Raw genomic sequence first — 20832 nt, 5'->3', positions numbered from 1 at the left:
AGAGCCGCAATCCCGCCAGCGGTCACCCCGAGGAGTCGCCCATGCCAGCAGCAACCGTCCCCTTCCGCGCCGGCCGCGAGGGTTACGCCAGCTACCGGATCCCGGCGGTCGTCGCCACGGACTCCGGCACCCTCCTCGCCTTCTGCGAGGGCCGGGTCGAGTCCGCGCACGACTGGGGAAACATCGACATCGTGCTGAAACGCTCCACGGACGGCGGCCGCACCTGGGGCCCGTTGCAGGTGGTCGCGGACAACGGCACCGACCTCGCCGGGAACCCGGCCCCGGTCGTCCTCGACACCGGCCGCATCCTGCTCGTCCACGTCCGCTCCGCCGCGGCGGCCGCCGAGGAGCTCATCGTGCGCGGAGAGGTGAAGGAGGCCGACGGGCGCCGGGTGTGGGTGCAGCACAGCGACGACGACGGCCGGACCTGGTCGGAGCCCCGGGAGATCACCGAGCAGGTGAAGCAGGCCGGCTGGCGCTGGTACGCCACCACCCCCGGCCACGGCATCCAGCTGAGCACCGGCCGGGTCGTCGTCCCCGGCAACCACACTCTGCCGCCGGCCGGCACCGACCTCGGCAACGAGCCCCGGTACAACGGCGGCCACTGCCTGCTCAGTGACGACCGAGGCGAGACCTGGTACCTCGGCTACCTCGACGACAGCGACGACGACTACGTCAACGTCAACGAGACCACCGCCGCCGAACTCCCCGACGGCCGCGTCTACTTCAACACCCGCACCGACTCCCGCTCGCCCGGCAACCGGGCCGACGCCCACTCCGAGGACGGCGGCAGGACCCTCGTGAAGCCGTTCCGTCCGCAGGCCGGGCTGACCGCCCCCGTCTGCCAGGCGAGCGTCCTCCAGCTCCGTGACCCCGACATCCTGCTCTTCTCCGGTCCCGCCGCCCGCGGCCGCGCCCTGATGACCCTTCGCGCCTCCGCCGACGGCGGCAGGACCTGGCGGCCGGTGTTCACGGTCGACGGCCTGCCGGCCGCGTACAGCGACCTCGCGCGCGTCGACGCGTCCACCGTCGGACTCCTCTACGAGACGGGCGACTTCGGCGCATACGAGACGATCAGCTTCCTGCGAGTCCCCGTGACGGACCTCACCTGACCCTGTGGGGCCGCGGGGGCGGACGTAAAGTCGGCCCATGACCTCTACCGACAGTGCTGCACAGAAGCCGGCGAAGGCCCCCGCCAAGGACCCCTGGGACCTGCCCGACGTCTCCGGGCTGGTGGTCGGCGTGCTCGGCGGGACCGGGCCGCAGGGCAAGGGCCTCGCCTACCGGCTCGCTCGGGCCGGCCAGAAGGTGATCATCGGTTCCCGGGCGACGGAGCGCGCACAGGCCGCCGCCGAGGAGCTGGGGTACGGCGTCGAGGGCGCCGACAACGCCGAGTGCGCGCGGCGCAGCGACATCGTGATCGTCGCCGTGCCGTGGGAGGGCCACGGCAAGACCATCGAATCCCTGCGCGAGGTGCTGGCCGGCAAGCTGGTCGTCGACTGCGTCAACCCGCTCGGCTTCGACAAGAAGGGCGCCTACGCGCTGAAGCCGGAGGAGGGCAGCGCCGCCGAGCAGGCCGCCGCGCTGCTGCCGGACGCGCGGGTCACCGCCGCCTTCCACCATCTGTCCGCCGTGCTGCTCCAGGACCCGGAGATCGAGGAGATCGACACCGACGTCATGGTCCTCGGCGAGGAGCGGGCCGACGTCGAGATCGTGCAGGCGCTGGCCGGTCGCATCCCCGGTATGCGGGGCATCTTCGCCGGCCGGTTGCGAGGCGCCCACCAGGTGGAGTCGCTGGTCGCCAACCTGATCTCCGTCAACCGCCGCTACAAAGCGCACGCGGGACTGCGCGTCACGGACGTATGAGGCGATGGGGGACACTGGTGGTCAGCCACTCTGCCCAGCAGTGTCCCCCGACAGGAGCCGAACGCCATGCCCCGCCTCGCCCTCTACGCCCTTGCCGTCTGCGTCCTCGCCGTCGTCGCGGCCGTCATCTCCTTCGTGCAGGGCAGCTGGCTGGGCGTCGTGTGGGTGCTGCTCGCGGGACTGTCGTCGAACATGACCTGGTACTACCTGAAGCGCGGCCGGAGCACTCGGCGCAACTCGTCGGTCACGGGCTGACCGAGCAGTACTCGTTGGTGCCGAGCCAGAAGCGGTACAGCTCGTAGCCGCAGTACGTGTCGACATCGTCGATCCCGAGGCCCCGCAGCACGGCGTCGACCAGGTCGAAGAACGCGCCGTTCAGTGCCGGGATCCACAGCAGCGCGAACACCAGCAGCAGCCCGAAGGGCGCGAGCGGCTCCACCTGGCGGCGGATGTTGTACGACAGCCAGGGCTCGATGACGCCGTAGCCGTCCAGGCCCGGCACCGGCAGGAAGTTCAGGATGGCGGCCGTCACCTGGAGCAGCGCGAGGAACGCCAGCGCGTACTGGAAGTCCCGCGGCACGCCGTCCAGCGCGTCCAGCCAGAACGGTGCCGTGCACACGGCCGCGAACAGCACGTTCGTCAGGGGACCCGCCGCCGAGATCAGACTGTGCCGCCACCGCCCCCGGATCCGGCCCCGCTCGATGAAGACGGCACCGCCGGGGAGCCCGATCCCGCCCATGATCACGAAGAGTACGGGTAGCACGATGCTGAGCAGGGCGTGCGTATAAGCGAGAGGATTCAGGCTCAGGTAGCCCTTCGCCCCGACAGTGATGTCGCCACTGTGCAGGGCGGTGCGGGCGTGTGCGTACTCGTGCAGACATAGAGAGACCACCCAGGCCGAGGTGACGAAGAGAAAGACGGCAAGCCCTGGAGATGATGCGAAGCCTGTCCATGTCGCCCAGCCGGTGACTGCCGTGACGGCAGCGATCCCGATGAAGACAGGGCTGATCCGCTGTTGGCTCGTACGAGAGGTGATGGTCATGAACCGGGCTCCTGGGTGGGTGGCCGAGCTGAGGAACGACGACCGTGATGGTGCATGTGGAGACAACGTTCAGAGAGGCTGTGAGTCTCCCAGAAGTGAGAAGTCCGCCGGGATCATCCCCCAACCACTGCCGGGTCCGACCGCCCCAGGAACTTGGCAAGCCGCTCCTGGAAGTCGTCGGGGATCTCCAGAACATGGCCACCGCTTTCGCGAGGGTGGCATCTGATCGTGATACCGGCCTGGACCAGATCCTTGCCGATCTCGGTGATTCCCATGTTCTGCCACCGCTCCCCGAACGTTGTGCCGAGCGGCACGAACTGCCAGTGATCCTCGGTGGCGCGGTGTCCCAGATTCCTCGAATCGTCCCTGCCCTCGGCTAGTTGGACGTACACGCGGCGGGTGACAGGCGCATCTCCGACTGCTCTGACCAGCATGTGCAGGACGGGAGCGACGATGTCCTGGTCGGGCGAGAACACGTAGCCGGGGCATGGCGGGGACCCAACCCTTGAGAGGCAGCGAATCTTCTCGGTAACCCTGTACGTCCCGTCTTTGCGTCGCTTCTTCGTCGTGTGAAGCTGCAGGTTCTTGCCGCACCCTCCGCACTTGATCACATGGAGAAGCGGCGTCCTGGGGTTTGCGGAACGTCGGCTGATCGGGGTTGCGGAATCGGCCAGCGCGTCCTGAAGACGGTCGAATACGTCCTGGCTCAGTACCCCTTCGGCCACGCGGATGGGTCGGCCGTCCTGATCGTGGACCAGGACACGCCTCTTGTACTTCTTGCCGGGAACATCCTCGCTGCGCGTCTTCCAACCCAGGAGGGTGGGGGAGGTGAGGATTCCCTTCAACGTTCGGGGATACCAGACGAAATCCTTGCCGGACTTGTTCCGTTGGTACGTGTCCGCAGGGGAAGGAACCCCCCGTTCTTCGAAATCTCGGCAGATGGCATTGATCGACTCACCGTCGATGACGCGTTGAGCGGCTTCCCGGACGATGACTGCCGTTCCCGGGTTGATCTCCAGATAGCGGGCGCCGTCCTTCGAGTAAGTGCGATACCCGAAGGGCGGTGAACTGCCGCCCCATCGTGCGGACGTGAGCAAGTGCGCACGCGATGAGGCGACCCGCTCGGCGGCGGCCTGAGCTTCCATCTGGGCGAAGGCGGCGATCAGGGCAGCCGTCGCCTTTCCGGTCGGACTTGTGAGATCGAATGGCTCGGTGGCGGAGGCAAGTCCCTTGTCTCCATGACGCTCGGCCCACTCGATCATCTGGTGCAGGTCACTGACCCGGCGAACGAACCGATCGAGTCGCCAGAAGACGATGACATCGAATTCGGGGGCACGGTCGTCGAGCCACCGGGATAGCTCCGGACGCTTCCATGGCGGGACTGCGGTGGCGGAGACAGAGAGGTCTCTGGCGATGCCGACGACCTCCCAACCGCGCAGCTCGCAAAAGGACTTGCACTCTTCGACCTGACGTTCAGGGCTGGTCGTCGACTCGGTCTGAACGGTCAGGCGGACGGTGACGAGTGCCCTCGGGGGTCTTCCCATGACTCGAAGGCTAGCGCATATGTATCCAAGCCACTGAGAGTTAGCTGAGTTAAGCCATTGGAGTCTGAGGGTGTCAGGGGGAAGGCCCCCACGGCTGGAGGACAAGCGAGAATGGTCCCGTGCGTTATCGCATCCTCGGTACCACTCAGGCACTCCGCACCGACGGCACCCCCGTTCCGGTCGGCGGGGCGCGGTTGCGTGCCCTGTTGACCGTGCTGGCCCTGCGGCCCGGCCGTACCGTGCCTGTCAGTCTCCTGGTCGACGAGGTGTGGGACAGGGATCCGCCCGTCGATGCGACGGGCGCGGTGCAGGCGCTGGTGGGGCGGCTGCGCAGGGCGCTCGGGACGGATGCCGTCGAGTCCGTGGAGGGCGGGTACCGGCTCGTCGCCCCCGCCGACGACATCGATTTGCACCGGTTCGAGCGGCTCGTCGGCGACGGCATGCGTGCCCTCGCCGACGGCGACCACGCGAAGGCGGCCGTCGTCCTCGATGACGCCCTCACCCTGTGGAGCGGCCCCGCCCTCGCCGACCTCCCCGACCGCACCGCCGAGGCGGCCCGCTGCGAGACCCGGCGCCTGGACGCCCTCCGCGCCCGCCACACCGCTGGCCTAGCCCTGGGCCACGCCGAACAGTCCCTGCCCGAGCTGACCGCCCTGTGCGACAGTCATCCCCTGGACGAGCCCCTTCAGGCCCTGCGCCTGCGCGCTCTGCGCGACGCCGGGCGGGCCGCTGAAGCGCTGGCCGCCTATGAAGACGTACGACAACTGCTCGCGGACCGGCTCGGGGCCGATCCCGGGGCCGAACTGCGGGCATTGCACGGGGAGTTGCTGAGCCCAGAGGACGTTCCGCAGGCCCCGAGCCGGCCTCTCGGCAACCTGCGCGCCCGCCTAACCTCCTTCGTCGGCCGCGACGACGACATCGAGGCCATTCGCGGCGACCTCGCCACCGCCCGCCTCGTCACGCTGCTCGGGCCCGGCGGCGCCGGGAAGACACGGCTGTCGCAGGAGGCCGCCGAGACCGTGCGGGACGCGGCCCGCGACGGCGTCTGGCTCGCCGAGCTCGCGCCGGTCGACGACCCCGCCGCCGTGCCCGAGGCCGTGCTCACCGCGATCGGCGCCCGGGAGACCGTGCTGCACGGCGCCGGCGCAGAGGAGCTCCGGGCCGTCGGCGGCGACCGCCACGACGACCCCGTCGAACGCCTCGTCGAGCACTGCGCCCGCCGTCGCATGCTGATCGTCCTCGACAACTGCGAGCACGTCGTCGACGCCGCCGCCCGGCTCGTCGAGCAGCTGCTGGAACGCTGCGCGGCGCTGACGGTGCTGGCCACCAGCCGCGAACCCCTCGGCGTACCGGGGGAGGTGCTGCGGCCGGTGGAGCCGCTGCCGGAGCCGTACGCGCTGCGGCTGCTCGCCGACCGCGGGGCGGCCGCCCGGCCCGGTTTCCGGGTCGACGACGATCCCGAGGCGTGCGCGGAGATCTGCCGCCGCCTCGACGGCCTGCCGCTCGCCATCGAACTCGCCGCCGCCCGGCTGCGGATGCTCACGCCCCGCCAGATCGCCGACCGGCTCGACGACCGCTTCCGCCTCCTTACCTCCGGCAGCCGGACCGTGCTGCCCCGCCAGCAGACCCTGCGGGCCGTCGTCGACTGGTCCTGGGACCTGCTCGACGAGGACGAACGGGACGTCCTGAGCCGCCTGTCGGTGTTCGCCGGCGGCTGCGACCTCGCCGCCGCCGAGGCCGTCTGCGGGCCCGCCGCCCTGGACGCGCTCGGCTCCCTCGTCGACAAGTCGCTCGTCGTGGCCGCTCCCTCCGGCGACGGCGAGATGCGCTACCGGCTCCTGGAGACCGTCGCCGAGTACGCCGGCGAACGGCTCGACGAGGCCGGCCGACGCCGCGACACCGAACGCGCGCACCTGACGTACTACCGCGAACTCGCCCGCACCACCGACCCGTTGCTGCGCGGCCCCGGCCAACTGGCTGCCGTCGAACGGCTCCAGCGCGAGTACGAGAACCTGCGCACCGCCCTGCGCCACGCCGTCGCCGAACGCGACGAGCAGGAAGGGCTGTGCCTGGTGCTGTCGCTGGCCTGGTACTGGCAGATGCGCGATCTGCGCATCGAGGGCCGCAACTGGTGCCGCGCGGTCATGGACCTCGGCCCCGACCCCTTCACCGACCCGGTCCGCCGCGCCGCCCCGGTGTGGCAGCGGTGCACCGCCGAGCCGCCCCCCATGGCCGGCGAGGTCCTCGCCGAGGCCCGACGCGGCGTCCATCTGGGCCATCTCGCCTGCATGGACACCGAGCTGGACTCCTGGCAGACCCCCGAGGCCCAGCGGAAGCTGCAGGTCATCACCGAGGTCTACGAACCCGGCCTCCCACAGGTCTGCCGCAGCCCCGGCATGATGTGGACCTACGCCGTGATGCTGACCGGCGGCGTCGACCGTCTGGGCACGATCCTCGACGCCGCCGTCGACACCTGCCGCCGGACCCCGGGATCCGACTGGGAACTCGCCGCCAGCCTGCAGTTGCGCGCCAACCTTCTCGCCCACCGCCACGACCGGGTGGGCGAGGCCGGCCGGGACGCCGACGAGTCGCTGGAGATCTACGAACGTCTCGGTGACACCTGGGGCAGCGCCGAGGCGCTCTCCGCGCGCGCCGACGCCCACGAACGCAAGGGGGAGTACCTCAAGGCCGCCGCCGACTACGAGGCGGCGATGGAGCACGCCACGCGGCTCGGCGCCCGCGCCCAGCACGCGGTCCTCTCCGCCCGGCTGGGCAGCGCGCTGCTGGAGGCCGGTGAGGCCGAGCGGGGCGAGCGCCTTCTGCGGGAGGTGCTCGACGGCGTGGGGGACGCGCACACCGAGGCGATGCCGTTCAGCCGGATCATCCTCTCCGGGTGGCTCAGCATCACCGGCCGGATTGCCGAGGCACGCGAACACCTCCGGCTGCTGCGCGAGGACTTCACCGTCGCGCACTTCTTCGTCTTCGACGCCTTCATCCTCGGCCAGGAGGCCTGGCTGGACGCCGTCGAAGGCCACAGCGAGGAGGCCCGGGAGAAGATCCGCCGTGCGCTGGAGCGGGCCGACGACCCGCTGTCCCTGGCCATGGCCCCGCAGATGAGGTCGGCCTTCCTGACCACCGCCGCCCTGGCGATGGCCGGGAGCAACGGCGGACGCGACGCCGGCGACGCCGCCCGCTGCCTGGGGGCCGCCGACGCGCTGGTGCCGCCCGGGCATCGGCACCCCTCCCTGGAGCGCCGGACACGCGACCGTGCCCTGGCGGCCGTACGCGGTGCGCTCTCCGCCGACGAGTTCGCGGCGGCGTACGCCGAGGGCGGCAGCCTCACCGCGAAGGAGGCCGCCGCCCTGGTGTGAGGCGCGTCAGTTCTTGGTGCGGAACTTGTGGATCGCGACCGGCGCCATCACCGCCGTGATCGCCACCGACCAGCCGAGGGTCACCCACAGGTCGTGCGCGACCGGTCCGCCCACCATCAGCCCGCGCGCCGCGTCAGCGAGCGTGGACAGCGGGTTGTAGTCGGTGAACGTCTGCAGCCAGCCCGGCATCGACGCCGTCGGAGCGAAGATCGACGAGCCGAACTGCAGCGGGAACAGCACCAGGAAGCCCATCGCCTGCACGGACTGCGCGTTCTTGAGGATCACGCCCAGGGTGAGGAACACCCACATGATCGACGAGGCGAACGCCGTGGACAGGGCCACGGCCGCGAACACACCGGGCCAGTTGGCGATGTCGAAGCCGACCAGGACGGCGACGATCATCAGCACGGTCGTCGCGAACAGCATCCGGACCAGCTCGACCGAGATCTTCGCGAAGAGCACCGAGCCGCGCCCGATCGGCAGGGACCGGAAACGGTCCATGACACCGGAGTTGAAGTCCTGGCTGAAGCCGGTGCCGACGCCCTGGGACAGCGTCATGCTCATCATCGCGATCATGCCGGGGATCACGTACTGCACGTACCCGTCCTGCCCGCCGCCCAGGGCCTGCCCGATCGAGCCGCCGAAGACGTACACGAACAGCAGGGTGAAGACGACCGGCATCAGCAGCGCGTCGAACATCGACTCGGGGTCCTGCCGGATCCACAGCAGGTTGCGGCGGATCAGGGCGCCGGTGTGCCGCACATGCCCGCGCAGCGTGATCCGGGCGTCCTGTGTGGTGACGGTTGCGGCGGTCATACGGCGACCTCCTGACGGTCGTCGGCGGGCACGGCGTCCTGCGGGGCACTGGCGCGGTGGCCGGTGAGGGAGAGGAACACCTCGTCCAGGCTGGGCAGTTCGGTGCTGATGGAAGCGAGCGTGATGCCGCGCGCGGTGACGGCGCCGACCACGGCGGTCAGCTGCTCGTCGCTCAGGATCGGCACCAGCACGGCGCCGCCCTCGGTGTCCACGGTGGTCGTGGCCAGACCGGTGATGCCCAGCTCGTCGATGGAGCGGGCGAGCGGCCGCAACTGCACCGGATCGGCCGGCCGGACCCGCAGTGTCCGCCCGCCGACCTTGGCCTTCAGCTCCTCGATCCCGCCATTGGCGATGACCTTGCCCCGGTCGACGACGGTCAGCTCGGAGGCCAACTGCTCGGCCTCCTCCATGTACTGGGTGGTCAGCAGCACGGTGACGCCGTCCCCGACCATGCGCTTGACCTCGTCCCACACCTCGTTGCGGGTCCGCGGGTCCAGCCCGGTGGTGGGCTCGTCGAGGAACAGCACCTGCGGTCGCCCGATCATCGAGGCGGCCAGGTCGAGCCGCCTGCGCATACCGCCGGAGTAGGTGGCCGCCGGCCGCTTCGCGGCCTCGGTGAGCGAGAACCGCTCCAGCAGCTCGTCGGCCCGGGCCCGTGCGTCCTTGCGGGGCAGATCGAGCAGCCGCCCGATCATGTACAGGTTCTCCCAGCCCGGCAGCTTCTCGTCCACGGAGGCGTACTGCCCGGTCAGCCCGATCACCCGGCGCAGCTGCCGGGGCTGCCGTACGACGTCGTAGCCGGCCACGGTCGCCTGCCCGGCGTCCGGGGCCAGCAGAGTGGACAGAATCCGTACGAGGGTGGTCTTCCCGGCCCCGTTCGGCCCGAGCACACCCATCACGGTGCCCTCACGCACATCCAGGTCGACGCCGTCCAGCGCCTTGGTCTCGCCGTAGTGCTTGACCAGCCCCCGCACGGTGACGGCCACTTCGCTGCCGCCGGGGTTCTTGTCGATTCGTGTCATGGGGACGACGCTTTCAGACGCCACCGACAAACGACCGACAGACTGCCGACAGCACCGACAACTCCCCGAAGACGGCCGCAACCATCAACTGAGGCACCACGACGGCGAGCAACCACGTCCGCGAGAGCGGCGCCGGTTCAGGCGCAAAGAGGGGACAGCCCGCCGACGGGGGAAGATCGGCGGGCTGTCCAGGTGGTGCGGCAAATGGCTAGTGGACGGAGTGCTCCTCCAACGGGAACGCCCCGCCGACAACATCCTCCGCAAACGCCTTCGCCGCGTTCCCCATGACCTCACGCAGATCGGCGTACTGCTTCACGAACTTCGGCACCCGCCCTCCGGTCAGCCCGAGCATGTCGGTCCACACCAGCACCTGCGCGTCCGTCTCCGGCCCGGCGCCGATGCCGACCGTCGGGATGTGCAGCGTGCGCGTCACCTCCGCCGCCAACTCGGCCGGCACCAGCTCCAGCACCACCGCGAACGCCCCCGCGTCCTGCACGGCCTTGGCGTCCCGCAGCAGCTGCGCCGCCGCCTCCTCACCGCGACCCTGGACGCGGTAGCCCATGGCGTTGACGGACTGCGGGGTCAGGCCGATGTGGGCCATGACCGGAATACCGGACTCGACCAGCAGCCGAATCTGCTCGTGGGACCGCTCGCCGCCCTCCAGCTTCACGGCCTGCACGCCGGCCTCCTTCACCAGCCGGGTCGCCGAGCGCAGCGCCTGCACCGGGCCCTCCTGGTACGAGCCGAACGGCAGGTCGCCGACGATCAGGGCACGCTTCGTACCCCGTACGACCGCGGCGGACAGCATGGTCATCTCGTCGAGGGTGACGGGCACGGTGGTGTCGTACCCCAGGTGGCAGTTGCCCGCCGAGTCGCCGACGAGCATGACCGGGATGCCGGCCTCGTCGAAGACGGACGCGGTCATCGCGTCGTAGGCGGTGAGCATGGGCCACTTCTCGCCGCGCTCCTTGGCGGCGGCGATGTCACGAACCGTGATACGGCGGGTGCCCTTGCCCCCGTACAGCGCCTTGCTGCCGTCGGAGGGTTTCTGCTGTGCAGTCTGGGCAGCCGAAAGCTGCGTCATTGCAACGGCTCCTTACGTCATCTCGAGGCGCCCTGACGGCGTCCCCGGACCACTCCCATGGTGGCACCTCGTGCCATCGACGGCTAGGGGGACCCCCGCCCTGTAAGAGACGGGTAAAAATTTACAATACGGCACCGTCTCGTATCGTAAATTGCCTAGGCTCGACAGCATGACTACACCGGCTGTCCCCGGCCCCCGCACACCGGAAGCGGTGCACCGCCGCCGCTGGCTCATACTCGGTGTCCTCATGCTGAGCCTGCTGATCGTGGTGCTGGACAACTCGATCCTGAACGTCGCCGTCAAGACGATCTCCACGCCCGCCCCGACCGGCCTGGGCGCCACCCAGAGCGAGCTGGAGTGGGCGATCAACGCCTACACCCTCGTCTTCGCGGGCCTGCTGTTCAGCGCCGGACTGCTCGGCGACCGGCTCGGCCGCAAGAAGGTCCTGCTCGGCGGGCTCGTCGTGTTCGGCGTCGGCTCCGCCCTCGCCGCCTCGTCCGGCTCACCGGCCGAACTCATCGCCTTCCGCGCGGTGATGGGCCTCGGTGCCGCCTTCGTGATGCCGGCCACGCTCGCTGTCCTCATGAACGTCTTCGAGCGCGACGAGCAGCCCAAGGCCATCGGCATCTGGGCCGGCGGCGTCGGCCTCGCCATCGCCATCGGCCCGATCACCGGTGGTGTGCTGCTGGACCACTTCTGGTGGGGTTCGGTGTTCCTCGTCAACGTGCCGATCGTGATCCTCGCGATCGGTCTGATGCTGTGGCTGGTGCCCGACTCCCGCGATCCGAATCCCGGCCGGATCGACCTCGTCGGCGTGCTGCTGTCCGTCGCCGGGCTCGTCCTGCTCGTCTACGGCATCATCAGGGGCGGCCAGCTCGCCGACTTCACGGACCCGGCGGTACTGGCGACCATCAGCGCCGGGCTCGCCGTCCTCGCCGCCTTCGTCGTCTTCGAGAAGCGCAGCGACCACCCGTCCATCGACGTCACCTACTTCAAGAGCAAGGTGTTCTCGGCCGCGATCTCCGTCATCGCGCTGGTCTTCTTCGCGCTGATGGGCGTGACCTTCTTCGCCGTCTTCTACACCCAGAGCGTGCGCGGCTACTCGCCGCTGGAGACCGGTCTGCTGATGCTGCCGCTGGCCGCCGCCCAGATGATCTTCGCGCCGCGGGCCCGGCTGGTCGTCGACCGCTTCGGCCACCGGGCCACCACCACCGGCGGCATGCTGCTCATCGCCGCGATGCTGGCCGCGTTCGCCACGCTGGACGCGGACACCCCCATCTGGATCCTGGAGGTCGTCTTCTTCCTCATGGGCACGGGTATGGCGCACATCATGACGCCGGTCAGCGTCGTCATCATGCAGGCCCTGCCCCGCGAGAAGGCCGGTTCCGCCTCCGCCCTCAGCAACACCTTCCGTCAGGTCGGCGGCGCCCTCGGCATCGCGGTCCTGGGCTCGGTCCTGTCCACCGCCTACCGCACCCGGATCGAGGACGAGCTGGCCCAACTCCCCACCGCCGCACGCCACACCGCCGGCGAGTCCATCGAGGCCACCCTCGCCGCCGCGGCACGGCTCGGCCCCGAGGGGCGGGCCCTGGTGACCCCTGCCAACGACGCCTTCCTGCACTCCATGCACGTCACCGCGCTGGGCGGGGCGGGCGTCGCCCTGGTAGGGGCGGTGGTGGTGGCGCTGTTCCTGCCGGGCCGGGTCAAGGAACCGGAGGCGGACGGTCGCGCCGCCGAGGCGGAACCGGCGTACACGCTGGAGAATTTCCCACGCCAACGAAAGGACACCGGACAGTGAGCCTCGCCGCAAGCCGGCCCCGGCCAGAGGGCCCCGCCCGCGGACGCCCCCGCAGCGAGACCGTGGAACGCGCCATCATCGAGGGCACGATGAAACTCCTGGAGGACGGCGTCCCCCTCGCCGAACTCTCCATCGAGCGCATCGCCCGCACCGCCGGCGTCGGCAAGGCCACCATCTACCGCCGCTGGAGCGGCAAGGAGGAACTCTTCGTCGACGTCGTACGCGCCGCCGAGCCCCCCGACCCGGAACTGCCGCGTACCTCACTGCGGGACGACCTCGTCGTGCTGCTGGAAATCCTGCGCCGGCGCGGCCTGGCCGACCGCTCCTCGGCGATCCTGCGCAATGTCCACGCGCAGATGAAGAGCAGCCCCCGCATCTGGGCCGCCTACCACAACGCCGTCATAGCGCCCCGCCGCAGACTCGGCCTGGAGGCGCTGCGTCGAGGCCAGGAGAACGGCGAACTCCGCACCGACGTGGACGTCGAGGTGATGCACGACATCATCGTCGGCCCGATGCTGGCCCGTTCCCTCCTGCGCCCGGACGCCGACCTGCCCGAAGGTCTCGCGGAGCAGATCGTCGACACGGTGCTCGAAGGGCTACGACCCGTCAGCTCACCCACCACATAGCCCGAATGTTCGCGTTTCGTCACAGAGCACCCGCGCATCGACGGAAACCGGAACCCGCGGCGCCGACTTGTTCGTCCTAAGTGCCCGTACGGCCGTCATGGGGCGGCGTTGAACGGAGCCGATCATCCCCTAGGGTCGTAGGGCACGGGGGACGACGGTGTGCACGGCAGGTAGCGAGGCGACGGTATGGCGCAGCAGGCGTATGTGACGGAGACGGACAACGGCAGCTCGGGTCCCGAGCGCCCGGCATCTCGCCTTCGGCGCCTGACGGCCCGCGCGACGCACGGCTGGCGCGGCGACCCCCGGATCTGGCGGCGCGGCGTCGTCCTGGCCGCCGTCGCGGTGCTGCTGGCCATGGTCATGCTGGTCCACGCGCACATCCCGAACAGCGTGGGCAACCTCGGCAGCCTCACCGAGACGTTCCTGCCCTGGCTCGGCGCCTTCGTCCCGCTGCTGCTCCTGCTGGCCCTCGTCCGCAGGTCCGCCACCGCGCTGATCGCCGTGCTGTTCCCGGCGATCGTGTGGCTGAACGTCTTCGGCGGACTGCTCACCGACAAGGCGGCCGCGGCCGGCGGCGGCCTGACCGTCGCCACGCACAACGTCAACGCCGACAACACCGACCCGTCCGGCACGGCCCGGGACGTGGCCGCGTCCGGCGCGGACGTGGTGGCGCTGGAGGAGCTGACGGAGGCCGCGGTGCCGACGTACGAGTCGGCGCTGGCGTCGACGTACAAGTACCACTCGGTGCAGGGCACGGTCGGGCTGTGGAGCAAGTACCCGCTCAGTGACATCCGGCCGGTCGACATCAAGCTGGGCTGGATCCGGGCCATGCGCGCCACGGTGACCGCACCGGGCGGACAGCTCGCCGTCTACGTCGCCCACCTGCCCTCGGTCCGGGTGAAGCTGGAGGCCGGGTTCACCGCCCGGCAGCGCGACACCAGCGCCGACGCGCTCGGCGAGGCCATCGCCGACGAGCAGCTGACCCGGGTCGTCCTGCTCGGCGACCTCAACGGCACCATGAACGACCGCGCCCTCAACGCCGTGACGGCCCAGATGCGCTCCACCCAGGGCGCGGCGGGCAGCGGCTTCGGCTTCAGCTGGCCGGCGTCGTTCCCGATGGCGCGCATCGACCAGATCATGGTCAAGGGTGTGGAGCCGGTCACGTCCTGGACGCTGCCGCAGACGGGCAGCGACCACCTGCCGGTGGCTGCGCGTGTGGACCTGGCAACCGGGTCTTAACCCGCTGGAATACTGGGCCTGGCAGGCTTTGTTCCGTACTTGAACATATGATGGACGGAACCCCGCTCTGAAAGGCAAAGGCCCCTTCATGCCCCTGGCCCTGCTCGCTCTGGCCGTCGGCGCCTTCGGCATCGGCACGACCGAATTCGTGATGATGGGCCTGCTGCCCGACGTCGCGGACGACCTGCACATCTCGATCCCCGGCGCAGGACATCTGGTCTCCGCGTACGCGCTGGGCGTCGTCATCGGTGCCCCGCTGCTGGCCGCGGTCACCGCGCGCATGTCCCGTCGCACCGTGCTCATCGGCCTGATGGTCCTCTTCGTGGTGGGCAACGCCCTCTCGGCCTTCGCCCCCGACCACCACTGGCTGCTGGCCGCCCGCTTCCTGAGCGGTCTGCCGCACGGCGCCTTCTTCGGCGTGGGCGCCGTCGTCGCCACCACCATGGTCGCGCCCGAACGCAAGGCCCGCTCCGTCTCGCTGATGTTCCTCGGCCTCACCGTCGCCAACATCGCGGGCGTCCCGGCCGCCACCCTCATGGGCCAGCACCTGGGCTGGCGGGCGACCTTCCTCGGCGTCAGTGCGATCGGCGTGGCGGCGATAGCCTCGCTGGCCCTGCTGATCCCGCACGACCACGCCCACGCCTCCACCACCGGCCTGCGCGGCGAACTGGCCGCACTGCGCTCGCTGCCGGTGTGGCTGGCGCTCGGCACGACGGTCGCCGGATTCGGCGCGCTCTTCGCCGCGTACAGTTACATCACGCCGATGCTCACCGACTCCGCCGGGTACGCCGAGGCCAGCGTGACGCTGCTGCTGGCGCTGTTCGGCGTCGGCGCGACGGTCGGCAACCTGCTGGGCGGACGGCTCGCCGACCACGCCATGCGGGGCACGCTGTTCGGCGGCCTGGCCTCGCTCGTGGTGGTGCTCGGCCTCTTCCCGCTGCTCATGGAGGCGCGGTGGAGTGCCGCGCTGGGCGTGGCGCTGCTGGGTACGGCGGCCTTCGTCACCGGGTCCCCGCTCCAGCTGATGGTCATGGAGAAGGCTGCGGCGGCGCCGTCGCTGGCGTCCTCGGCCAACCAGGCCGCGTTCAACCTGGCCAACGCGGGTGGTGCGTGGATCGGTGGGCTTGCCCTGGCGGCGGGGTTCGGTGCGACGTCGCCGGCTACGGCGGGTGCGGTTCTCGCGGTGCTGGGCCTTGCCGTGGCCGGGACGGCGTACGTCGTGGATCGTTGGAGGGTCGCTCCGCAGGGGGGTCGGGAACGGCTGGTCGCCGGTCATGTGCCGCAGCAGTCGGAGGCGCTGCACTCCTGACCGGCGGCGGGGTTTCTCGCCCCCGCCGCCCCTACCCGTCCCTCCTCCAGGGGCTCCGCCCCTTCGACCCCGCCAGGGGGCTCTGCCCCCTGGATCCCCGCTCCTCAAACTCCCCCAGAGGGGGGGACCATCAAGGGGCTGAGAAAGCTCACGCCGTCTCCCGCCACCCGTTGGTGATCGGCAGCCGTCGGTCCTTGCCGAAGCCCTTGGGGGAGATCTTCGTGCCCGGCGGGTACTGGCGCCGCTTGTACTCGGCGGTGTCGACCATGCGCAGGGTCTTGGTGACCAGCGCGGGGTCGAAACCGGCGGCGACGATCGTGTCGGCGCCCTCGTCCCGGTCGACGTACCGCTCGAGAATCGCGTCCAGGACGGGATAGTCCGGCAGGGAGTCGGTGTCGACCTGCCCCGGCCGCAGCTCCGCGCTCGGCGGCTTGGTGATGGAAGCCTCCGGGATGGGCGGGGTCTGGCCCCGCTCCTCGGCCGCCTTGTTGCGCCACTTGGCCAGGCGGAAGACCGACGTCTTGTAGACGTCCTTGATGGGGCCGTACGCACCCACCGCGTCGCCGTACAGGGTCGAGTAGCCGACCGCAAGCTCCGACTTGTTGCCGGGGGCCAGGACGATGTGGCCCTCCTGGTTCGAGATCGCCATCAGCGTCGTGCCGCGCAACCGTGCCTGGAGGTTCTCCTCCGCCAGCCCGGTCAGGCCCAGCGACCCCATGTACGCGTCGAACATCGGCTCGATCGGGACGGTCCGGAAGTTCAGGCCCGTACGCCGGGCCAGCTCCGCCGCGTCGCCCTTGGAGTGGTCGGAGGAGTACTTCGACGGCATGGACACGCCGTACACGTTCTGCGCGCCGACCGCGTCGCACGCGATCGCCGCGACCAGCGCCGAGTCGATGCCGCCGGACAGGCCGATCAGGACCGACGTGAAGCCGTTCTTCGCGACATACGCCCGCAGGCCCACCACCAGCGCCGAGTACACCTCCTCGTCGTCGTCGAGGCGCTCGGCGTATCCGCCCGTCTGCGTCGGCTCGTACGCCGGCAGGGGCTCCTCGGACAGCACCAGCCGGTCGATGCGCAGCCCGTCGTCCACCACGCCCGTCGGGGCGTCCGGGGAGGCCGCGGGCAGGTCCAGGTCGAGCACCACGCAGCCCTCGGCGAACTGTGGCGCCCGGGCCACGACCGCCCCGTCCCGGTCCACGACGATCGAGTCGCCGTCGAAGACCAGCTCGTCCTGCCCGCCGATCATGGCGAGGTAGGCGGTGGTGCAGCCGGCCTCCTGGGCGCGCTTGCGCACCAGCTCGAGGCGGGTGTCGTCCTTGTCGCGCTCGTACGGCGAGGCGTTGATGGACAGCAGCAGCCCGGCCTGGGCGGACCGTGCCGCCGGTACCCGGCCGCCGTCCTGCCACAGGTCCTCGCAGATGGCCAGCGCCACGTCGATGCCGTGCACCCGCACGACCGGCATGGTGTCGCCGGGGACGAAGTACCGGAACTCGTCGAAGACGCCGTAGTTCGGCAGGTGGTGCTTGGCATAGGTGAGCGCCACCTCGCCGCCGTACAGCACCGCCCCCGCGTTCTGCGGGGCGCCGGCCGGCTGGCCGTACTTCGGCTGGGCGGTCTCGCTGCGGTCGAGATAGCCGACGATCACCGGCAGCCGGCCGAAGCCCTCCTCGGCGAGCCGGGCGGCGAGCGAGCGCAGGGCCGCGCGAGACGCCTCGACGAAGGAGGAACGCAGGGCCAGGTCCTCGACGGGATACCCGGTCAGCACCATCTCCGGGAACGCCACGAGATGCGCTCCCTGCTCGGCGGAGTGCCGGGTCCGGCGAAGGATCGTCTCCGTGTTCCCGGCGAGGTCGCCGACGCGCGAGTCGATCTGGTTCAGGGCGAGACGTAGTTGAGGCACGGGCCCAGTGTAATCGTCAGAGCGACGCGATGGGGTGGCGGCCGGTGTGGGCCACGGCACTCCCACGGCACTACGGCCGCGGCTTCGCGCCCCGCTCCTTCAGCAGGTCCGCCATGAGCCGGATCTCCGACTCCTGGGCGTCGACCATGCCCTGCGCCAGCCGCTTCTCCGCGCCGACCGTGCACTTGTCGACACAGCTCTCCGCCATGTGGACGCCACCCCGGTGATGGTCCGTCATGAGCTGCAGGAAGAAGACCTCGGCCTGCCGTCCGTCGAGCTGCCCCAGCCGCTTCATCTCGGTGTTGGTCGCCATCCCCGGCATCAGCGCCCCGTCCTCGCCGGACGCCATGCCGCCCATGCCCATCCAGGCCATCGGCTGCGCCGACACCTTCGGCAGCCCCCACAGGTCCAGCCAGCCCAGCAGCATGCCGCGCTGGTTGGCCTGCGTCTGCGCGATGTCGTACGCCAGCAGCCGCACCTCCTCGTCGTCGGTGCGATCGCGCACGATGTACGACATCTCCACGGCCTGCTGGTGGTGCACCGCCATGTCGCGCGCGAACCCGGCGTCCGCGGAGTCGGCGGCCGGCGCGGCGGCGTCCGAGCCGCCGTCCCCGGCGACCGCGTACGTGATCCCGCCGACCGCGACGAGCAGCGCCGCCGCGGCCCCCGCGATCCAGCCGGCCCGCGCACGCCTCACTTCGACAGCCCGCCCGTGCAGGCGGCCCCCGGCTCGGGAGTCTGCTCACCCTGGACGTACTTCGCGAGGAACTTGTCGACGTTCGGGTCGTCCGCGCCGGTCACCGTCCGCTGGTGGCCCCACGCCGTCAGCATGATCGGGTCCTGCTGCTTCTCGTCCGGGCTCATCAGCGTGTACGGCGTCTTCTTCACCTTCGCCGCCAGCGCCTCCACGTCGTCCTCGGCGGCCTTGCTCGTGTACGTCACCCAGACCGCGCCGTGCTCCAGCGAGTGCACGGCGTTCACGTTGGGGATCTCCTCGGTGTAGACGTCGCCGTTGCAGTTCATCCACACCTGGTGGTGGTCGCCGCCGACCGGGGGCTCCACCGGGTACGACACGGCCTTGGTGACGTGGTTGCGGGCCAGGTCGCCCTCCCACGTCCTGACGCCGTCCGCGCCCGTGACGAACTTGCCGGTGGCCTTCGCGTCGCTCGCCGCCGTGTCGGAGTCGTCGGACTGCGACTGGACCAGGACCACGCCACCGACGACGAGACCGGCGATGACCACCACACTGGCCGAGATCGTGAGGATCCGGTTGCGCCGCTCACGGGCACGCTCCGCGCGCCGCATCTCCTCTATGCGCGCCGCGCGCGCCGCACTGCTCTTGTTCTTGGCGGAACCCATGGGGCCGGCCCTTCTGGGGAACGGGAGGAAGTCGGGTGGGCTGATCGTAATGGGGGAGGTGGGCCGAGTCGTAGGGGAGGGCGCCGGAACGGACCGCGAACGGCCCGGTCCCGGTGGCCTCCGGACGGGCATTACGGATGTCGGTGCGAGCAGGCAAGATGGGCAGCACAGCCGTACACCTGCCGTACGCGAGGCGTTCAGGCCGGGGTCGGCCGGGCGATCAAGGTCTGCAACGCGCATGAAATGGTGTTGTGGTGGGATGCTCAGGTGCCCGACCGCCTCCCGTGGTGCGGGAGACAGGCGGCCTGACCAGCAAGGATGGGGAAGCGGAAGATGGACAAGCAGCAGGAGTTCGTGCTCCGGACGTTGGAGGAGCGCGACATCCGGTTCGTACGCCTGTGGTTCACGGACGTGCTGGGTTTCCTCAAGTCCGTGGCCGTGGCCCCGGCCGAACTGGAGCAGGCCTTCGACGAGGGCATCGGCTTCGACGGCTCCGCCATCGAGGGCTTCGCCCGGGTGTACGAGTCCGACATGATCGCCAAGCCCGATCCGTCGACGTTCCAGATCCTGCCCTGGCGCGCGGAGACCCCGGGCACGGCCCGGATGTTCTGCGACATCCTCATGCCGGACGGCTCCCCCTCCTTCGCCGACCCGCGCTACGTCCTCAAGCGCGCCCTCGCCCGCGCCTCCGACCTCGGCTTCACCTTCTACACCCACCCGGAGATCGAGTTCTTCCTGCTGAAGAACAAGCCGGTCGACGGCTCGGTGCCCACCCCCGCCGACAACTCCGGCTACTTCGACCACACCCCGACCAACGTCGGCATGGACTTCCGCCGCCAGGCGATCACCATGCTGGAGTCGATGGGCATCTCCGTCGAGTTCTCCCACCACGAGGGCGCGCCGGGCCAGCAGGAGATCGACCTCCGGTACGCGGACGCGCTGTCCACCGCGGACAACGTCATGACGTTCCGCCTGGTCATGAAGCAGGTGGCCCTCGAGCAGAACCTGCAGGCGACCTTCATGCCGAAGCCGTTCTCCGAGCACCCGGGCTCCGGTATGCACACACACCTGTCGCTGTTCGAGGGCGACCGGAACGCGTTCTACGAGTCCGGCGCCGAGTACCAGCTGTCCAAGGTCGGCCGCTCCTTCATCGCGGGCCTGCTGCGGCACGCTGCGGAGATCTCGGCGGTCACCAACCAGTGGGTGAACTCCTACAAGCGCATCTGGGGCGGCTCCGAGCGCACGGCCGGCGCGGGCGGTGAGGCGCCCTCGTACATCTGCTGGGGGCACAACAACCGGTCGGCGCTGGTCCGGGTGCCGATGTACAAGCCGGGGAAGACCGGGTCCGCGCGGGTCGAGGTGCGGTCGCTGGACGCCGGCGCGAACCCGTACCTGGCGTACGCCGTGCTCCTCGCCGCCGGTCTCAAGGGCATCGAGGAGGGCTACGAACTGCCGCCGGGCGCCGAGGACGACGTGTGGGCGCTGTCCGATGCCGAGCGGCGGGCGATGGGGATCGAGCCGCTGCCGCAGAACCTGGGGGAGGCGCTCGGACTCATGGAGCGCAGCGATCTGGTCGCCGAGACGCTGGGTGAGCACGTCTTCGACTTCTTCCTGCGCAACAAGCGGCAGGAGTGGTACGAGTACCGCTCCGAGGTGACCGCCTTCGAGCTGCGCAAGAACCTTCCGGTGCTGTAGGCGCAGGTCAACGCGGGTATCCCGCGTGCGCGGCATCCAGGGCCGACGGTCTCGAACCGTCGGCCCTGAGCCGTCTCACCGGCCCTGTACTGACTCAACGCCCTGAGGACTCCTGGGTGTCGACGCAACGCGCTGACACGGCGCCGTCAGTCGTCCTC

17 protein-coding genes are annotated in these 20832 nt (G+C 70.3%); 9 read left to right on the top strand and 8 right to left on the bottom strand.

Annotation, left to right across the window (positions count from 1 at the left end; translation table 11 throughout):
• Positions 1–41: 41 nt before the first annotated feature.
• The 3 genes from StrepF001_RS26630 to StrepF001_RS26620 all read left to right on the top strand — a co-directional run bounded on the left by StrepF001_RS26630 (position 42) and on the right by StrepF001_RS26620 (position 2121).
• On the top strand, positions 42–1112 hold the full coding sequence (locus StrepF001_RS26630; RefSeq protein WP_129800766.1) for a sialidase family protein: 1071 nt from the start codon (positions 42–44) through the stop codon (positions 1110–1112).
• A 37-nt stretch (positions 1113–1149) separates the two neighbouring features.
• Positions 1150–1866, top strand: a complete 717-nt coding sequence (gene npdG / locus StrepF001_RS26625; protein ID WP_129800765.1) for an NADPH-dependent F420 reductase — start codon at positions 1150–1152, stop codon at positions 1864–1866.
• A gap of 66 nt (positions 1867–1932) precedes the next feature.
• A complete protein-coding gene (locus StrepF001_RS26620) occupies positions 1933–2121 on the top strand; it encodes a hypothetical protein (RefSeq protein ID WP_129800764.1) in 189 nt (62 codons plus the stop codon).
• Here StrepF001_RS26620 and StrepF001_RS26615 read toward each other — a convergent pair.
• Entirely contained in the window at positions 2111–2908 is a 798-nt protein-coding gene (locus tag StrepF001_RS26615) for a site-2 protease family protein (protein WP_129800763.1), read from the bottom strand. The two genes, StrepF001_RS26620 and StrepF001_RS26615, sit on opposite strands and share 11 nt — an antisense overlap.
• Before the next feature lie 113 nt (positions 2909–3021).
• A complete protein-coding gene (locus tag StrepF001_RS26610; RefSeq protein WP_129800762.1) occupies positions 3022–4452 on the bottom strand; it encodes a recombinase family protein in 1431 nt (476 codons plus the stop codon).
• Between the two features lie 119 nt (positions 4453–4571).
• On the opposite strand from StrepF001_RS26610, the gene StrepF001_RS26605 reads away from it, so the two are divergent.
• Complete coding sequence (locus StrepF001_RS26605; protein WP_129800761.1) at positions 4572–7823, top strand: BTAD domain-containing putative transcriptional regulator; 3252 nt, start codon at positions 4572–4574, stop codon at positions 7821–7823.
• A 6-nt stretch (positions 7824–7829) separates the two neighbouring features.
• Here the strand turns inward: StrepF001_RS26605 and StrepF001_RS26600 are convergent, their stop codons facing one another.
• The 3 genes from StrepF001_RS26600 to panB all read right to left on the bottom strand — a co-directional run bounded on the left by StrepF001_RS26600 (position 7830) and on the right by panB (position 10745).
• On the bottom strand, positions 7830–8639 hold the full coding sequence (locus StrepF001_RS26600) for an ABC transporter permease (RefSeq protein WP_129800760.1): 810 nt from the start codon (positions 8637–8639) through the stop codon (positions 7830–7832).
• Positions 8636–9661 (bottom strand): ATP-binding cassette domain-containing protein, encoded by a 1026-nt coding sequence (locus StrepF001_RS26595; protein ID WP_129800759.1) that lies wholly within the window; start codon positions 9659–9661, stop codon positions 8636–8638. The genes StrepF001_RS26600 and StrepF001_RS26595 overlap by 4 nt, the downstream gene beginning before the upstream one ends.
• A 208-nt stretch (positions 9662–9869) precedes the next feature.
• Positions 9870–10745 (bottom strand): 3-methyl-2-oxobutanoate hydroxymethyltransferase, encoded by an 876-nt coding sequence (gene panB, locus StrepF001_RS26590; RefSeq protein ID WP_129800758.1) that lies wholly within the window; start codon positions 10743–10745, stop codon positions 9870–9872.
• Between the two features lie 169 nt (positions 10746–10914).
• Here panB and StrepF001_RS26585 point away from each other — a divergent pair, with 169 nt between their 5' ends.
• The 4 genes from StrepF001_RS26585 to StrepF001_RS26570 all read left to right on the top strand — a co-directional run bounded on the left by StrepF001_RS26585 (position 10915) and on the right by StrepF001_RS26570 (position 15717).
• Positions 10915–12543 (top strand): MFS transporter, encoded by a 1629-nt coding sequence (locus StrepF001_RS26585; protein ID WP_129800757.1) that lies wholly within the window; start codon positions 10915–10917, stop codon positions 12541–12543.
• Positions 12540–13169 (top strand): TetR/AcrR family transcriptional regulator, encoded by a 630-nt coding sequence (locus StrepF001_RS26580; protein WP_129800756.1) that lies wholly within the window; start codon positions 12540–12542, stop codon positions 13167–13169. The genes StrepF001_RS26585 and StrepF001_RS26580 overlap by 4 nt, the downstream gene beginning before the upstream one ends.
• A 186-nt stretch (positions 13170–13355) precedes the next feature.
• Positions 13356–14408, top strand: a complete 1053-nt coding sequence (locus tag StrepF001_RS26575; RefSeq protein ID WP_129800755.1) for an endonuclease/exonuclease/phosphatase family protein — start codon at positions 13356–13358, stop codon at positions 14406–14408.
• 88 nt (positions 14409–14496) lie between these two features.
• Positions 14497–15717 (top strand): MFS transporter, encoded by a 1221-nt coding sequence (locus tag StrepF001_RS26570; protein WP_129800754.1) that lies wholly within the window; start codon positions 14497–14499, stop codon positions 15715–15717.
• 148 nt (positions 15718–15865) lie between these two features.
• Here the strand turns inward: StrepF001_RS26570 and StrepF001_RS26565 are convergent, their stop codons facing one another.
• The 3 genes from StrepF001_RS26565 to StrepF001_RS26555 all read right to left on the bottom strand — a co-directional run bounded on the left by StrepF001_RS26565 (position 15866) and on the right by StrepF001_RS26555 (position 18979).
• A complete protein-coding gene (locus tag StrepF001_RS26565) occupies positions 15866–17620 on the bottom strand; it encodes an NAD+ synthase (protein WP_129800753.1) in 1755 nt (584 codons plus the stop codon).
• A 70-nt stretch (positions 17621–17690) separates the two neighbouring features.
• On the bottom strand, positions 17691–18317 hold the full coding sequence (locus StrepF001_RS26560) for a DUF305 domain-containing protein (RefSeq protein ID WP_129800752.1): 627 nt from the start codon (positions 18315–18317) through the stop codon (positions 17691–17693).
• Entirely contained in the window at positions 18314–18979 is a 666-nt protein-coding gene (locus StrepF001_RS26555; protein WP_129800751.1) for a DUF3105 domain-containing protein, read from the bottom strand. The genes StrepF001_RS26560 and StrepF001_RS26555 overlap by 4 nt, the downstream gene beginning before the upstream one ends.
• Positions 18980–19312: 333 nt before the next feature.
• Between StrepF001_RS26555 and glnA the strand changes: the two genes are divergently transcribed.
• Positions 19313–20674, top strand: a complete 1362-nt coding sequence (glnA, locus tag StrepF001_RS26550) for a type I glutamate--ammonia ligase (RefSeq protein WP_129800750.1) — start codon at positions 19313–19315, stop codon at positions 20672–20674.
• Positions 20675–20832 lie beyond the last annotated feature (158 nt).

The organism is Streptomyces sp. F001, assembly GCF_004187715.1.
Taxonomy (GTDB): Bacteria; Actinomycetota; Actinomycetes; order Streptomycetales; family Streptomycetaceae; genus Streptomyces; species Streptomyces flavusporus.
The sequence above is the reverse complement of the archived record's forward strand: the minus strand, read 5'-3'. Positions and strand labels throughout refer to the sequence as shown.

Bases quoted from the DNA above. Each gene is read 5' to 3' on its own strand.
- StrepF001_RS26585 (WP_129800757.1), top strand. From the start codon at position 10,915: ATGACTACACCGGCTGTCCCCGGCCCCCGCACACCGGAAGCGGTGCAC.
- StrepF001_RS26610 (WP_129800762.1), bottom strand. From the start codon at position 4,452: ATGGGAAGACCCCCGAGGGCACTCGTCACCGTCCGCCTGACCGTTCAG.
- StrepF001_RS26615 (WP_129800763.1), bottom strand. From the start codon at position 2,908: ATGACCATCACCTCTCGTACGAGCCAACAGCGGATCAGCCCTGTCTTC.
- StrepF001_RS26630 (WP_129800766.1), top strand. From the start codon at position 42: ATGCCAGCAGCAACCGTCCCCTTCCGCGCCGGCCGCGAGGGTTACGCC.
- StrepF001_RS26595 (WP_129800759.1), bottom strand. From the start codon at position 9,661: ATGACACGAATCGACAAGAACCCCGGCGGCAGCGAAGTGGCCGTCACC.
- StrepF001_RS26570 (WP_129800754.1), top strand. From the start codon at position 14,497: ATGCCCCTGGCCCTGCTCGCTCTGGCCGTCGGCGCCTTCGGCATCGGC.
- StrepF001_RS26620 (WP_129800764.1), top strand. From the start codon at position 1,933: ATGCCCCGCCTCGCCCTCTACGCCCTTGCCGTCTGCGTCCTCGCCGTC.
- panB (WP_129800758.1), bottom strand. From the start codon at position 10,745: ATGACGCAGCTTTCGGCTGCCCAGACTGCACAGCAGAAACCCTCCGAC.
- StrepF001_RS26555 (WP_129800751.1), bottom strand. From the start codon at position 18,979: ATGGGTTCCGCCAAGAACAAGAGCAGTGCGGCGCGCGCGGCGCGCATA.
- StrepF001_RS26600 (WP_129800760.1), bottom strand. From the start codon at position 8,639: ATGACCGCCGCAACCGTCACCACACAGGACGCCCGGATCACGCTGCGC.
- glnA (WP_129800750.1), top strand. From the start codon at position 19,313: ATGGACAAGCAGCAGGAGTTCGTGCTCCGGACGTTGGAGGAGCGCGAC.
- npdG (WP_129800765.1), top strand. From the start codon at position 1,150: ATGACCTCTACCGACAGTGCTGCACAGAAGCCGGCGAAGGCCCCCGCC.
- StrepF001_RS26575 (WP_129800755.1), top strand. From the start codon at position 13,356: ATGGCGCAGCAGGCGTATGTGACGGAGACGGACAACGGCAGCTCGGGT.